Here is a 15,473-nt window from a genome sequence, read left to right as displayed (position 1 = left end):
CCTCCCCACCGCCTTACCTTTGACTCGTTTTCCATCACGCTCACAATTTCCACTAACCTTTTTTGTATGAACAATTTACGTTTACGCTACTTTTTTTTGGTGGCGTTGATGCTCTTCACCGCCCACCTAGGCTGGAGCCAGGGTACAACCACGGCGGCCATGAGCGGGGTGATTTCCGATAGCAAAGGAGAGGGCCTGCCCGGGGCCACCGTCATCGCTGTACATACTCCCACCAACACGCAGTACGTGGCCCCGACCAACTCCGACGGCCGCTTCAACATTCAAAACATGCGCGTGGGCGGTCCTTACTCCGTCCGCGTCACCTTCGTCGGCTACAAAGACGTGAACCGCGAAGGCATCAACTTGGCCCTGGGCCAAAACTTTCGCTTTGACCAGAAGCTGAGCGACGCCACCACTGAACTGGCCGAGGTAACCGTGAGCGGCCGCCGCGACCCGGTGATGAACGCCGGCCGCACCGGCGCCAGCACCACGGTGCAGCGCGAGCAGATTGAGCGCTTGCCCACCATCTCGCGGAGCTTTCAGGACTTCACGCGTTTGACGCCTCAGGCCAACGGCAACTCTTTGTCGGGTCGCAATGGTCGTTTCAACAACATCCAGATTGACGGTGCTTCTAACAACGACTTGTTTGGTTTGGGCAACTCGGGTACGCCCGGTGGTCAGGCTGGAACTCAGCCCATCTCGCTGGACGCTATCCAGGAATTTCAGGTTGTAATTGCTCCTTACGACGTACGTCAGGGCCGCTTCAGCGGCGGTGGCATCAACGCCGTTACTCGCTCGGGCACCAACGAATTTTCGGGCTCGGCCTTCGTTTTCGGCCGCAACCAGAACACTGCTGGCAAAAGTCCTACGCCTGACCCTGCTACCGGTCAGCGCACCAAACTGGCTGAGTTCTCTGACTACCAGACTGGCTTCCGCCTTGGTGGTCCAGTTATCAAGGACAAGCTGTTCTTCTTCGTAAACGGTGAGATTACCCGTCGTACCGCTCCGCTGTTGTTCCGCCCAGCCAATGTTGTTGACGGAGCTAACGAAACAGGTTCCAACATTGTGAGCTTTGTGAACACTACCCAGCTTCAGGAAATTTCGAATATCCTGCGCACCCGTTACGGCTATGATGCTGGTTCGTTTGGCGAAATCAACGCCGAAACCCGTTCAAATAAGGCTTTTGCTCGTCTAGACTGGAACATTAGCCAAGACCACCAGTTGACTCTGCGTCACAACTTCGTTGATGCTTCGGACGATAACATCAACCGTAGCCAGACAAACTTTCGCTTCGGTAACAACGGCTACCGCTTTGTAAGCAAGACCAACTCGACAGTAATGGAACTGAAGAGCCGCTTCGGCAACCGTTACGCCAACAACCTGCTGCTGGGCTACTCCCGCATTCGCGATGCTCGCGCTATCAACGGCGCACTTTTCCCGTCGGTAACCATCAACTTCGGCGCCAACACGGTAGTGGCTGGTTCGGAGCGTAGCTCGACGCAGAACCGTCTCGACCAAGACATCATCGAAATCACGAACAACTTCAACGTTTTTGCCGGTAAGCACGTGCTAACCTTCGGTACCAACAACGAAATTTTCCGTTTTGATAACCTGTTTGTGAACGATGCTGCCGGTCGTTATGACTTCCCAGACCTAGCCACCTTCCGTAACGGAGTTGGCATTCCCAACAGCAACAACATCAACAACTACCGGTACCGCCAGAACTACGCGCTGCCCGGTGGCAAGCCCACTGCTAACTTCGGTGCTGCCCAGTTCGGCGTGTATGCCCAAGATGAGTACAACCTGACCGATAATCTCCGCTTGACGGCTGGTGTGCGTCTGGACGTACCTTTCTACTTCAACAAACCTTCCTATAACAAGCTTGTTGACTCCACTTTTGCTATTTCTAACGAACAAGGCCCGTCTTACGACGTCCGGACTGACCGGCTGCCTAAGTCGCGCGTGCAAGTGTCGCCCCGCCTCGGTTTCAACTGGGATGCCCGCGGCGACCAGTCGCTGCAGCTGCGCGGTGGCGTTGGTATCTTCACCGGCCGCCCTGCTTACGTATGGATTTCCAACCAGTACGGCGGCACTGGGGTAGACTTTGCCGGCTACGACCGCACTGGCTCGGGTGCTCCACGTCTGGCTACTGTTGTTCCTGACTCCATCTCGCGTCTGGATGCCCGGGCTTCGAAAGGTAGCATTGCCGTAACCGATAGAGAGTTCCGCAACCCGCAGCTACTCCGTACCAATTTGGCCGTAGACTACCGCTTGCCCCTGGGCATTGTAGCGACAGTGGAAGGCATCTACTCGAAAACGTTCAACGACGTTCTGCCCCAGGACATCAACCTGAAAAACGCAACCGGTACGCTGCCAGGGGATGGCCGCCCGGTATTCCCTGCTGGCAACGCCCCCGCCCCCGCCCCCGCTAATAGCCCGAACCGTTTCCGCAACACCCGCGACTTCAACAACGTGATTCTCCTCACGAATACCAGCCAAGGGTACCAGTACAGCGTAACGGGTGAATTGAAGAAGACCTTTGATGGTGGGCTCTTCGCCTCGGCCGCTTACAACTACGGTCAGTCGCGTGACTTGTATTCGGGCACTAGCTCGGTAGCTGTGTCGACTTGGGAGTTCAACCCCCACGTATCCGGCCCTAACAACCTGCCGCTGTCGTATTCCAACTTCGACCTGCGTCACCGTGTGCTTGGTTCGTTCTCTTACCGTAAGGCGTATGCCAAGAACTTTGCTACGACGATTTCGGCCTTCTACAATGGCCAGTCGGGCACGCCCTTCTCCTATACCTACTTCGGCACCGACATCAACAACGATGGTGGCAACCCTTCGGGCAGCTCAAACGACTTGATTTACATCCCCCGCAGCCAGGATGAAATCTTGCTGGTAACGGACAACGTAAACGACCGCCGCACTCAGGCTCAGATATGGAATGAGTTGAATTCTTTCATTGAGAACGACGCCTACCTGAGCAAAAACCGCGGCAAGTACGCAGCTCGTAATGCTCCCCGCACTCCTTGGCAGCACCGCGTCGATATGCGCTTAATGCAGGATATATTCATGACGGTTGGCAGCAAGACGCACACGTTGCAATTGACGCTGGACGTTACCAATGTGGGCAATTTCCTGAACAACGACTGGGGCCGTGATTATTTCGTAGCCAACCAGAACTTTGGCTTGCTGCGCTTCCAAGGCTTGGAGGGCACCGGTGGTCGTCCTACGTTCAGCTACGGCACTGGTACTTCGGCCACTCCTACCGAAGCTTACCAGGTTAGCCAGCTGTCATCACGTTGGCAGGCCCAGTTTGGCGCTCGTTACTTGTTTTAATCAGTCAGTAGGTTTAGCTAATAGCAACTTCTTATGAAATTTTCCTTTGCCTCGCTTTTCACCAAACTCACACTGGCTACTTCGGTAGCCGGTGCTCTGGTTGGTTGTGATGAGCCGAAATACCCGGAGCCGACTCCGATTGCAACACCGTCTACTGACCAAGCCCGGTATCAAGTTGTAAATGCTGCTCCCGGTGCTGGCGCCGCACAATTGGTAAGCATTGACAACGTAGCTCCTACCACTGCATTTACATTCGCTGCTCTTCCTTATTTGAGTGTTGTTCGCGTTAATATTCCTGCGGGCCAACGCTTGTTGATTTTTTCCACAGCAGCTAACAACAATCGGGAAATAGCGACTCGACTAAACTTTTCTACTAACAGTAACACTACGATTTTTCTGACGGACCCGACTGTTCGTGTTGCTTCTGGCACTGACCTAGGTGGGGTGCGTACCGTAGCATTGGTAGATAACTTTACTCCTGTACCTGCTACCGGTCGTGCACGCATTCGCTTTGTGAACTTGGCACCAACAGCCACGGGTGGCAATACCTCCTACGGCATTTTCAACGTCGGGAACCCAGCCTTGCCTACTTCGTTGTTCTCGGCAGTACCCTTCCGGGCTTATCGGGCTATCAACAATGTTACGAACGCTACGCCGCCTGTAACGACGAACTTTGCTAACTTCACTGAGGTGGCGGCTGGAGTTTATACTCTTGATGTTCGCAGCAATGCCACTACTATACTTGCTGGAACTACACAGGCAGTAACATTCGAGTCTGGAAAATTCTACACTGTGTACACGCGAGGAATTGCGGGTAACAGTGCCACGCCACTAGGCATTTCGACCGTACTTCATAACTAAGTCGACATAGCTTTGAATCAAAACCGGCTGGAGGGTTCTCCAGCCGGTTTTTTTATGCCCTTATATGTCGACACACTGGTTAAAGCTGCTTTCGGGTGTTCGCTTCCCTAAGTAATTAAAAAATTTTATGATTTTTTTCCGAAATTCAAGACAATCTTAAATCATAATTAATCCTTGAAATGGTAAAGTTGTGGTAATACTGCACCCCTGCTCACAACGGTACCTTTGCGGAGAATTTAAATAAGCTCATTTTCCCCAACAACAACCTATATATGAACAGTTTATATTTACGCCATTTCTTTTTGGTGGCCCTATTGCTCTTCGCTGCCCACCTGGGCTGGAGCCAGGGTACGACCACGGCGGCTATGAGTGGAGTCATTACGGATAGCAAAGGCGAAGGCTTGCCCGGGGCCACGGTAATCGCCCTTCACACGCCCACCAATACGCAGTACGTGGCCCCAACCAACTCCGACGGCCGCTTCAACATTCAGAACATGCGCGTCGGTGGTCCCTACACCGTCCGCGTCACTTTCGTAGGCTTTCAGGATTTAGTGCGGGAAGGCTTGAACCTCTCCCTGGGCCAGAACCTGCGTTTTGACCAGAAGCTGAGCGACGCCACCACCGAACTGTCGGAAGTGACCGTGAGCGGCCGCCGCGACCCGGTGATGAACGCCGGTCGCACCGGTGCCGCTACCACCGTGCAGCGCGAGCAGATTGAGCGCCTGCCCACCATCAGCCGTTCGTTTGATGACTTCACGCGTCTGACACCGCAGGCCAATGGCCAGAGTTTTGGTGGACGCAGTGGCAGCTACAATAACATTACCATTGACGGAGCGATTTTTAACAACTCCTTCGGTCTGTCGTCGACGGTAGGCGGCCAGGCCAACGCTCAGCCCATCTCTCTTGATGCCATTGACCAGATTCAGGTGAGCATCGCTCCCTTCGACGTTCGTCAGGGCGCTTTCACGGGAGCCGGCATCAACGCGGTAACGCGCAGCGGCACTAACAAAGTAAGTGCTTCAATTTATGGCTTCTACCGCAACCAGAATTTTGTGGGCAACAAAGTGGGTGATTTCAAACAGGATTACCCCAATTTCAACCTGAAAAACTACGGCTTCCGGTTAGGCGGGCCCATCATCAAAGACAAACTGTTCTTCTTTATCAACGGGGAGCAAGAAACGCGCGTGGACCCACCAACGGGCAACTTCAGCGCTAATCGTGCCGGAGCCCCCGCTCCCGGCCCCAACTCCACTACTTCGGCTGCTGCTGCGCGCGACCTGGATATTCTTCGGAGCTTCCTGGTAACAAACTACGGCTACGACCCCGGCGCTTACGAGAACTACGACCTGCGCACCTTCAGCCGCAAGGCCACGGCCAAGCTTGACTGGAACATTACCTCCAATCACCGCCTCAGCCTCAAGTACAACTACCTGAATTCGTACCGTGACGTACCGCCAAGTGGCTCGGGTGCCATTGGGCCAGCTAACATTGGCCGGTCGCAATCGCAGTTTGGCTTGCCCTTCTTTTCATCTTACTACACCATCAATAACAACCTCAACTCGGTGATTGCTGAGTTGAACAGCACCTTCAGCAGCCGTTTTGCGAACAACTTCACGGCGGGCTACTCGGCCTTCCGCGACTTCCGCGAAAGCCCCGGCGGAGGGTCGTTCCCGCTTGTTGACATTGGCACGTCCACGAACCGTACGGCAGCCGGTGGCACGGTTAACGCCACTAATAGCTTTACCACATTCGGCTACGAGCCTTTCTCGGCCTTCAACGTATTGAATTCCGACGTGTACCAGATTGGTGACAACTTCACTGCTTTTCTGGGCAAGCACAACGTAACGGTGGGCACTTACAACGAATTTTATAAGTTTACCAACGGCTTCTCGCCTAACTACTACGGCGCATTTGCCTTTAACGGCCTTGATGACTTCTACGCCGCTGCCCGCACCCAGGCAGGGCCGCTCGGCTACACCCGCGACGCCAACGGCAACCCAGTAGCCAACACGACCGGCACACTGGCTTTTCCACAGCGCTACCAATTGTCGTATTCGGCACTGCCCGATGGTTCGTTCCCGTTTGCTGAAACCAAAGCCGCTCAGTTTGGCCTGTACGCCCAGGATGAATGGAGCCCCCGTAGCAACTTGCGGGTAACGGTAGGCTTGCGCGGCGACTTGCCGGTTATCTACTCGGATATTGCCCGCAATGAGAACGCTGCAAACCTCAGCTTCCGTGACGGGGTAAAGTTGGAAACCAATAAACTCCCTGACCGTGCAGTGCTGCTGTCGCCTCGCGTGGGTGTCAACTGGGACGTAAACGATGACCGCAAGACCCAATTGCGGGGTGGTACGGGCATTTTCACGGGTCGCATTCCCTTCGTGTGGCTCTCGAACCAGGCCGGCAACAACGGGGTGCAGTTCGGTTCTTTTAACCGGGGCGGTGCGCAAGTGGCTACGGCTACTAACCCGGACGGCACCGTGGGCAACTACTTCGACCCCAATGTAGACCGCTACCGCCCCAGTGGTGCAGCAGCTAACACGCAGTACAACTTGGCTGTAACAGCTCGCGACTTCAAGTTTCCGCAGGTATGGCGTACCAATATTGCTGTAGACCAGGAAATTGCTGGTGGTGTTATTGCCACGATTGAGGCGCTCTATACCAAAGACCTCAACGCAGTTTATTTCGAGAATGTCAACCTGCCTAATTCCATTGGTCGGGCCAATGGCGCCGACAACCGCCCTATCTTCTACACCTTTGGTGCGATAAATACGACGGGTGCTAACGCTGGGCTTTATACCACTGCCCCCGTGGGCACGGCACCTAACACGCAGCCCAGCCTGATTGGCAACAACCGCATCTACAACGGCCAAGGCGGTGCATCGTCTGCCAATCCGGTGATTACCGATGCCATTCTGATGAAGAACACCAACAAAGGTTATTCTTACTCGGTAACGGGCCAGCTGCAAAAGTCCTTCAGCAGCGGGCTGTACGCCAGTGTGGCGTACACTTATACCGATGCTCGCAGCGTGAACGACGGCGGCACCATCGCCCAGACCAACTGGCGTGACCGCCCGGCTTCAGGCGACCCAAATGCCAACGTATTGAGCTATACCAACTTCTTGCAGCAGCACCGCTTCATTGGTTCAGTATCGTACCGCCGGGAGTACATTAACCACTTGGCTACTACTATCTCCATGTTCTACGAAGCTGCGCCTGCCGGCCGCTTCTCGTATACCTACGCCGGCGACATGAACGGCGACGGCTCGGGCGGTTCGGGCAACGACCTGATGTACGTGCCTCGAAACCAGAGCGAGATTGCCCTGCGCGACATTAGTATTCCTGCGGCTCAAGGCGGTGGCATTTACTCAGCATCTGAGCAGTGGAACGACCTCAACAATTATATCAACCAGGACGATTACCTCCGCAAGCGCCGCGGCGAATACGCCGAGCGTAACGGTGCCGTTCGGCCTTGGCAGAACCGCTTGGACTTGCGCTTGCTGCAAGACATCTTCACCGACCTTGGTGAAAACAGAAACACTCTGCAGTTCAGCATCGACGTATTCAATATTGGCAACCTGCTGAACAGCAACTGGGGCACCTTCCGGACGCCCAATGTTTCGAACCCGCTCACTTTTGTGGGGTACGACCAGAGCGCCCGCCCGAACTTCACTTTCCCCTATTTGACGGCTCCCTCGCGCGCCAGTGATGGCACCGTTACACCGGGTGTGAAACTGACCGATACTTTCCGTCGTGATACTGGTGGACTAGGCTCGCGCTGGCAGGCCCAGGTAGGCATTCGCTACATCTTCAACTAAGCTTTTCTGCTTAGCGGAGCTCTAAAGAGGGCCGGAATTTCTTCCGGCCCTCTTTTTTGTGGCTGATTCTTTGAGCCTTGCATTGTTTGCTCAAAAAAACTGAGTTGTGGACTTGCCAAACCGCAAACCGGCCGTACTTTTGTCGAACCAAAACGCAATAGGCGCGGCGGTTAAGCACAAACTCGGGGGATTAGCTCAGCTGGCTAGAGCGCTTGCATGGCATGCAAGAGGTCATCGGTTCGACTCCGATATTCTCCACTGAAGATGTGAATAAACAAAAAGCCCGACCAGTTCACTGGTCGGGCTTTTTGTTTTAGGCTATGGGTGCTCCCGCTGGCTGTAGGTAGCCAAGTGCTGCTATAGTAGCTTGGCTATCTACCGCTTTGCTTTTGGGGTGTGCTTACACAAACAACCCTTCTACCGACAGGTACCGCTCGCCGGTGTCGTAGCAGAAGGTGAGGATGCGGCTGCCTTCGGGCACTTCAGGCAGCTTTTTGGCAATGGCCGCCAGCGAGGCGCCGGAGGAAACCCCGATGAACAACCCTTCCTCGCGGGCTGCGCGACGGGTCATTTCGTAGGCGTCGAGGTGCGATACCTGAATGGTGCCGTCGAGGATGTTGGTGTGCAGGTTTTCGGGAATGAAGCCGGCTCCGATGCCTTGGATGGGGTGCGGCCCAGGGGCGCCACCGCTGATAACCGGCGAGGCCTCCGGCTCGACAGCGAAGGTTTTCATGTTGGGGAATAGCGGCTTGAGCACCTCGGTTACGGCGGTGATGTGGCCGCCGGTGCCCACGCCGGTGATGTGAAAATCGAAGCCTTCAGGTGCGTCGCGCAGAATTTCCTGAGCCGTGGTTTCGGCGTGGATTTGCAGGTTGGCGGGGTTGGAGAACTGCATGGGCATCCAGGCGCCGGGCGTGGCGGCCACAATGTCCTGGGCGCGCTCGATGGCGCCTTTCATGCCTTTTTCGCGGGGGGTGAGCTCCAGGTTGGCGCCGTAGGCGGCCATGAGGCGGCGGCGCTCGATGGTCATGCTCTCGGGCATTACGAGGGTGAGCTTGTAACCTTTCACGGCGGCTACCAGGGCTAGGCCCACGCCAGTGTTGCCGGAAGTAGGCTCCACAATGAGGCTGTCTTTGGTGAGAATACCGTCCTTCTCAGCCTGCACAATCATGGACAGGGCAATTCGGTCCTTGATGGAACCGCCGGGGTTGGCCCGCTCCAGCTTCACCCATACTTCCACATCGGGGCGGGTTTCGGCAAAAATTCGATTGAGGCGCACCAGCGGGGTGTTGCCGATGGTATCGAGGATGGTATTGGCTTTCATTGATTCGGGATGTTGATTAATGATTTAGTGAGTTAACGAATTAGTGAAACGGTGATTCAGTGTTCGGAACTACCAGCAGTCACTGAATCATTGATTCGCTAACTCACCGCTTGCGTTTAAATGGAAAAGACTAGCTCGGCGGCGGGGTCTTCGTTGCGGGAAATCTGGATGTGGGCGCGGTGGTAGACGCGAGAGTGCGAGGGTACGCTTTCGGTGAGCCACACGTTGCCGCCGATGATGCTGCGGGTGCCTACTACCGTGCTGCCGCCCAAGATAGTAGCTCCGGCATATATCACCACATGGTCTTCGATGGTGGGGTGGCGCTTGGTGCCTTGGAGACCCTTGGTGACGCTGAGGGCACCCAAGGTAACGCCCTGGTAAATCTGCACATTGGCCCCAATGATGGCCGTTTCGCCGATGACGAGGCCCGTGCCGTGGTCGATGCAGAAAGAAGCGCCGATTTGCGCGCCGGGGTGAATATCGATGCCGGTGCGCTGGTGGGCGTACTCACTCAGCAGGCGCGGGAGGCGGGGCAGGCCGCGCTGGTGCAAGGCGTGCGCCAGCCGGTGCAGCGCCGTGGCGTAGAAGCCGGGATAGGAAGTAATGATTTCGCCCAGGCCCTGAGCGGCGGGGTCGCTGGCCAGAATGGCGCTGGCGTCGCGCAGCAGGGCCGTGCGCAGGGCAGGCAGTTGGGCCGTGAATTCATCGGCCAGGGCGGGCGCGGGCGCCGGCAAGGCGGGCACCAGCGCCAGCAGCGCTGCTAGCTCGGACCGGAAGTGGTACAGTTCGGCCGCAACGGCGTCGGCGGTGAGGAGGGGCCGCTCGGCCCGCTGGGGGAAGAGCAGGGCCAGGAGGCCATCGGCCAGAGCGCAAAAAGCGGCGCCGGGCAAGGCATCGGGCACGGAGGCATGCGCCCGAGCCAGTTCGGCAGCAAAGGAAGAAGTAAGCACGGCGACAGAAAAAAGGAGTGGAAAGAACCGGGGATTGCAACCGGCTGAGCGACCTAAGGTTTCGACGCGAAAGGACAACGGCGGGGACAAATCAGCCGTTTAGCTTACGCACCGGGTTGTGACTTTCGAGTTGGAATTCGGGCAAGAAAACACCTCTTTCCTTTCTTTCCAATTAATACTATGTCAGATACCACCATCACCAAAGTTGATTCACGCTTCTCGCCCAAGGGCCAAGACGGCGAAAAGTACCTGGCCTCCGGCAAGCACGTGGCCATGCGCATGTGGGAGAACGAGCAGCCCAGCGAGCCCAAAGAATCGGCGGCCCGTGCTTATGAAACCGTGGGCTACGTGCTCAGCGGCCGCGCCGAGCTGCACTTGGCCGGCCAGGTCGTTATTCTGGAGCCTGGTAATTCGTGGGTAGTGCCCAAAGGGGCCGAGCACACTTATAAGATATTGGAAAGCTTTACGGCGGTAGAGGCTACCTCTCCCCCGGCGCAGGTGCACGGCCGCGACGAGGAATAGAACCTCCGGTGCGTTTGATTTAGTCGTCCGTCCCGCGAAGTGCGCTTTGCAGGACGGACGATTTTGTGTAATTAGGTTTGTAAAAACAATCTTTTCCATATGAAAACTCGTGAATTGGGCCGTACCGGCCAGCAAGTATCTGCGCTGGGCCTGGGGTGTATGTCTATGGCTTCAGACTACGCCTATGGACCTAGCGACGAGCGCGAAGCGGTGGCCACCTTGCACCGGGCCCTGGAACTCGGCGTGACGCTTTGGGACACCGCCGATGTGTACGGCTTCGGGGCCAATGAAGAGCTGCTGCGACAGGTGCTGGTACCAAACCGGAGCCGCGTGTTCCTGGCCACCAAGTTTGGGTTTGTGGCCGACGGGCAAGGCGGAGCCATGGTAGATGTACGGCCCGAGCGCATTGCCGCGGCCTGCGACGCCAGCCTGCAGCGCCTCGGCATAGACACCATCGACTTGTATTACGCCCACCGCATCGACCCAGCCGTGCCCGTAGAGGAAATGGTAGGTGCCATGGCGGCGCTGGTGCAGGCCGGGAAAGTGCGGTTTTTGGGATTGTCGGAAGCTTCGGCTACGTCGCTACGGCGGGCGGTAGCCACGCATCCCATTGCGGCGCTGCAGTCGGAATATTCGCTGTTTACCCGCGATGTTGAAGCCGAAATATTACCGGCCTGTCAGAAATTGGGCGTGAGCCTGGTACCCTTCTCACCGCTAGGCCGCGGCCTGCTCACCAATCCGGGCCCGCAGCTGGCCGAAAAAGATTTGCGCCGCAGCATGCCCCGCTTTGGCGAAGAAGTAGGCGACGCCAACGCCCCGCTGGTGGCGGGCCTGCATCAACTGGCTACGGAAAAAGGTATCAGCACAGCGCAGCTGGCCCTGGCGTGGCTGCTGTCGCAGGACGAGCACCTGATTCCCATCCCGGGCACCAAGCGCCGGAAATACCTGGAGGAAAATGCCGCGGCGGTAGAAGTGGAGTTATCTGCCCTCGACCAGCAGCGGCTCACGGAGTTATTGGCCGCGCATCCCATTGTTGGGGCTCGCTACGGGGAAGGCGCACTGAAGCTGGTGAATCGGTGATAGATATTGGTGGGCTGCAGCGAAATGTAGCGCGGTCGTACCCGGAGGGACTTTGTAGTCCGCGTCCCTGCGCCTTTAGTGCCCATTGCAAGTCGTTTGGGTATCCGCCGGGGACGCGGACTACAAAGTCCCTCCGGGTACGACCGCGCTACATTCCGCTACTTCACCAGTTCCACGCCTAAAATCTGGTCACCGATTTCGAGTTTGTGCACCACATCCATGCCGCCCACAACTTGAGCGAAAATGGGGTAGCGACCATCCAGGTGCGGGGTCGCGGTATGGTTGATGAAGAACTGGCAGCTTTCGGTGTCCTTGCCTGCTGATGCCAGGCCCACGCTGCCTTCTTCGTAGTGCAGGTCGCCAAATTCGGAGCGCAGGTTGTAGGGGGCGCTGCCGTTGCCGTCGCCGCGGGGGTCGCCGCCCTGGGCTACGAAATTGGGTACCACGCGGTGGAAGTACAGGTTGTCGTAGAACTTCTGGCCGACGAGCGTGACGAAGCTGGCCACAGCGCCGGGCGCTTCGTTGGGCTTTAGCTCCAGCAGGATGATGCCCTTGGAAGTGCGCAAGCGCACTTGCTGGTAGAGCGGCACGCTTTGCACCACGGCCCAGTCGATGGGGTGCTGGCTGGCCGTGGAAATGGGCGACGGCGTGGGTTTGGGAGCTTTTTCTAGTTTGTCGAGGGCTTGCTGAATGCCTTGCCAGGCTTCAATTTCGCGGGGCAGCTGCAACTTGGCCTGGGCCGTGCGCAGGGCGGCGAGGTCGGCTGCCTGCGCTGCGGGGTACAGCTTGGCGTCGGCCATGGCTTCGGCCGCGGCCCCGATTTGAGCTACGTCGCCGCTAGCCAGGGCCTGGCGCATGGCCGCGGCAAAATCGGGGTAGCGTGCGGCCGGGAACTCGGCAGCGCGGCGCATGGCCAAAAGCGCGCCCAGCGCATAGCCCGCCACCACGGGGGATTGCCCGGCCGCGGCGGCTTCGGCCTGCACAAAGTCGAACGAGGCGGGGTCTTCGGCCAGGGCTTGCAGCAGGAAGCCTTTTTCGTATACCGTGGCAGCCGAAGCGTACCGTTTCCGGATGGTTTCGGTGAGGCTGGGCCGGGAGGCGGGGCTGGCGTGCCGTACGGCCGCTTGCAGCAGGGCCGCCTGCACCCGCGCCGAAGCCTGCTTATTGCCATCGGCCAGGGCGGCCAGGGCCGGGCCCGACTCTCCTTTGGCATGGGCCAATAGCCATTCGGCGGCCGTGAGCGCCACCGGGGCCTGGTCGTGGCTGAGGGCGTGAAACACCGCTTTGCGGCTGTCGGAATAGGTGTCGGGGCCAAAAGGCAGAGCCCGAATAGCGCTGAGGCGCACCCGATAGTCATTGTCCCTAACCGCGAGGCGAGCCAGCACGGCCGCTGGGCTCCCCGCTGATTTGGCAACCGGAGTAGCCGCTGGTGCAGTCGTGGCCTCGAGGGGAATGGCTGGCGTGGCAATAGCTGCAATTTTGCCTAAGGTGGAAGCCGCAGCGGCCCGAACGGCGTACGAACGGTCTTTGGTGGCCAGTCGCAACAAGGTTTCCTGGGCCAGGCGGGCTAGGTCGGCATCGAGGCCACGGGTGCGCGACAGGCCCACCGTGGCCAACAGCCGGGCCCGGGCAGGCATTTTGGGCGAATTTAAGACCAGCACCGCCCGGCGAATGCTTTCGGGCGAGCCGAGGCCGCGCAGGGCCGCCCGATTCAGCCCCCAGGCTAAGGCAGCGGCTCGGGCGGTATCGTTCAGAATTTCAACTCGCCACAGCTCGGGCAGGCTGTTGCGGGTGACGGTACGGCCCAGAGCCTCGTGCACGTAGCGCCGCACCAGATTGTCGTTTTCCTTGAGGACGCGCACGCGGAGGCTGTCGACGGCGGTGCTGTCGCCGGTTTGGCCGAGGGCGTAGGCGGCGGCGCGGCGCACGCTGGCATCGGCGTCGCGCAGCAGCGGAATCAGGGCGGGTACCGCCGCCAGGGCCTGTACCGAGGCAAAAGCCAGGGCCGCCTCGCACCGGTAGGTGGGGTTGGCGCTGGTGAGGAAGGGCAGCAGCGCGGCGGTGTTGCGTTCATCCTGCGCCGTGCCAATTTGCCTGATAGTGGCGTCTTGGTACTTGTTGGCCCGGTCGGCGCTGGGGGGGGGAGTGCGGGCGCAGGCAGCTAGCAGGAGCAGCAGCGGCAACAGGCGAAGGGAACGGGGCATTCGGGATGCGGAGGAAATGCTAAAAGAAGAACAAACTCCCCTCCTTTTTTAAGGAGGGGATGCTGGCGCGAAGCGTCAGCTGGGGTGGTTGAAGTCGTTGAACGATGGTAGAACCATGATTACTGCGATGTTCGTCCATCGTTCAACGAGTTCAACCACCCCCGTCCGAGCCTGCGGCTCGAACATCCCCTCCTCAACTGAGGAGGGGAGTTTTTTCCGTTTTCTTGGACAGCGTTGCCAACTCTTTATCGAGCTTGGCAAATAGTACTTCGTTGCCGTCTTGCTGATACCCGGCCAGAGCGGTTTCAAACCCGGCCAACTCGTAGAGAAAAGCGCGCAGGTTATCGGCCGTGATGGCGGCAAAGTGGCGGCCGTAACCCATTTGTTCTACCTCGGCGGCGTTGAGCCACTGCTCGAACTGCGCCGGAATGGGAATGGCACAAATGGGCTTGCGCAGAAACACCGCCTCCGAAATCAGCGAGAAGCCGCCGTTGGTGACCACGGCCCGGCAGCTGGCCAAATCAGCAATGAAGCCGGCCTCGGAGAAGGCGCGGAGCTGCACGTTGCCGTGGTTTTCTTCTTTGTTAAAGCCATAGACCCGGAATTCCTGGTTGGGCAGCTGTTGCAGTAGCGGCACTAGGTTCTGCTGCGTCGTGGCCGATTGGTACACTAGTACGTGGCTGCCGGTGGTGGGCTTGGCGGCCAGAATTTCGGGGCGAATAATGGGCGGCACCAGCGTGGTATCGGACTTACTCAGGGGCAGATTAAAAAACGTAGTAACGAAATAATGACGACTGCGCGGCAGCTTGGCACGCACAATATTTTGGGCCAGATTATAATTACCACGCTCTGATTTGGGCACCGTCACATCTAATTTGGCGCGACTGATAATCTGCATGTTATCAATGCTGATAATTGGCAGGCGGCGCATTTTCGCGAATAGATAACTGAACGATTCGAAATCGGAAATAATTAATTCGGGCTCGAAATCGCAGAGTAATTCCCGGTATTTGGCGAAGTTGGTGCGCAGGTCGTCGGGGGCGGTGCGCAGGGTGAGCACGGCGGTGCGGGCCTTGCTCACGGCCAGGCCCCGGTAGGCCAGGTGGAAACCCCGGATTTCGTGCACCCGCCCCGGAAACGCGGCGGCCAGCATGTGGTAGGCCCGGCTGCTGCTCACTACGCATACCTGGTGCCCTTGCGCCAGCAAATGAGCAATAACGACTTTGCTGCGGGTGGCGTGGCCTAAGCCCTCGCCGGGCACTCCGTAGAGGATGTTCATTTGATGTTGCCGGGAAGTTGCTGGGGCGCGGTGGGCCAGCGGAGGTTTATGTTAAGATTGGGCAGCAAATAACCGAAATTCCGCCATGGGTTC

9 protein-coding genes and 1 tRNA gene are annotated in these 15,473 nt (G+C 57.8%); 6 read left to right on the top strand and 4 right to left on the bottom strand.

The genetic code is table 11. The features are described from left to right. Window positions 1-66 precede the first annotated feature (66 nt). The 4 genes from BMZ66_RS16390 (at window position 67) to BMZ66_RS16375 (ending at window position 8,279) form a co-directional block, all read left to right on the top strand. Entirely contained in the window at window positions 67-3,342 is a 3,276-nt protein-coding gene (locus BMZ66_RS16390) for a TonB-dependent receptor (RefSeq protein ID WP_092676009.1), read from the top strand. Between the two features lie 33 nt (window positions 3,343-3,375). Further along, complete coding sequence (locus tag BMZ66_RS16385; protein WP_092676006.1) at window positions 3,376-4,203, top strand: DUF4397 domain-containing protein; 828 nt, start codon at window positions 3,376-3,378, stop codon at window positions 4,201-4,203. Window positions 4,204-4,475: 272 nt separating this feature from the next. After that, window positions 4,476-8,021 carry a TonB-dependent receptor gene (locus BMZ66_RS16380; RefSeq protein WP_092676003.1) on the top strand — a complete coding sequence of 1,182 codons (3,546 nt, stop codon included), beginning with the start codon at window positions 4,476-4,478 and terminating at the stop codon, window positions 8,019-8,021. A gap of 184 nt (window positions 8,022-8,205) precedes the next feature. Further along, a tRNA-Ala gene (locus tag BMZ66_RS16375) sits at window positions 8,206-8,279 on the top strand. 142 nt (window positions 8,280-8,421) lie between these two features. On the opposite strand, the gene cysK is transcribed toward BMZ66_RS16375, so the two are convergent. Beyond that, window positions 8,422-9,345 carry a cysteine synthase A gene (gene cysK / locus BMZ66_RS16370; RefSeq protein WP_092676000.1) on the bottom strand — a complete coding sequence of 308 codons (924 nt, stop codon included), beginning with the start codon at window positions 9,343-9,345 and terminating at the stop codon, window positions 8,422-8,424. A gap of 116 nt (window positions 9,346-9,461) precedes the next feature. Further along, on the bottom strand, window positions 9,462-10,295 hold the full coding sequence (locus BMZ66_RS16365; protein WP_092675997.1) for a serine O-acetyltransferase: 834 nt from the start codon (window positions 10,293-10,295) through the stop codon (window positions 9,462-9,464). A gap of 180 nt (window positions 10,296-10,475) precedes the next feature. Here BMZ66_RS16365 and BMZ66_RS16360 point away from each other — a divergent pair, with 180 nt between their 5' ends. Then, window positions 10,476-10,817 carry a cupin domain-containing protein gene (locus tag BMZ66_RS16360; RefSeq protein WP_092675995.1) on the top strand — a complete coding sequence of 114 codons (342 nt, stop codon included), beginning with the start codon at window positions 10,476-10,478 and terminating at the stop codon, window positions 10,815-10,817. Window positions 10,818-10,916: 99 nt separating this feature from the next. Beyond that, on the top strand, window positions 10,917-11,897 hold the full coding sequence (locus BMZ66_RS16355) for an aldo/keto reductase (RefSeq protein ID WP_092675992.1): 981 nt from the start codon (window positions 10,917-10,919) through the stop codon (window positions 11,895-11,897). Between the two features lie 158 nt (window positions 11,898-12,055). On the opposite strand, the gene BMZ66_RS16350 is transcribed toward BMZ66_RS16355, so the two are convergent. Both BMZ66_RS16350 and BMZ66_RS16345 read right to left on the bottom strand, forming a co-directional pair. Then, complete coding sequence (locus BMZ66_RS16350; protein ID WP_092675989.1) at window positions 12,056-14,101, bottom strand: peptidylprolyl isomerase; 2,046 nt, start codon at window positions 14,099-14,101, stop codon at window positions 12,056-12,058. A gap of 193 nt (window positions 14,102-14,294) precedes the next feature. After that, a complete protein-coding gene (locus tag BMZ66_RS16345) occupies window positions 14,295-15,380 on the bottom strand; it encodes an MJ1255/VC2487 family glycosyltransferase (protein ID WP_092675986.1) in 1,086 nt (361 codons plus the stop codon). Window positions 15,381-15,473: the final 93 nt, after the last annotated feature.

This window comes from Hymenobacter arizonensis, assembly GCF_900115775.1.
GTDB lineage: Bacteria > Bacteroidota > Bacteroidia > Cytophagales > Hymenobacteraceae > Hymenobacter > Hymenobacter arizonensis.
Note: the sequence above shows the minus strand (reverse complement) of the source record. Positions and strands in the feature narration are given on the sequence as shown.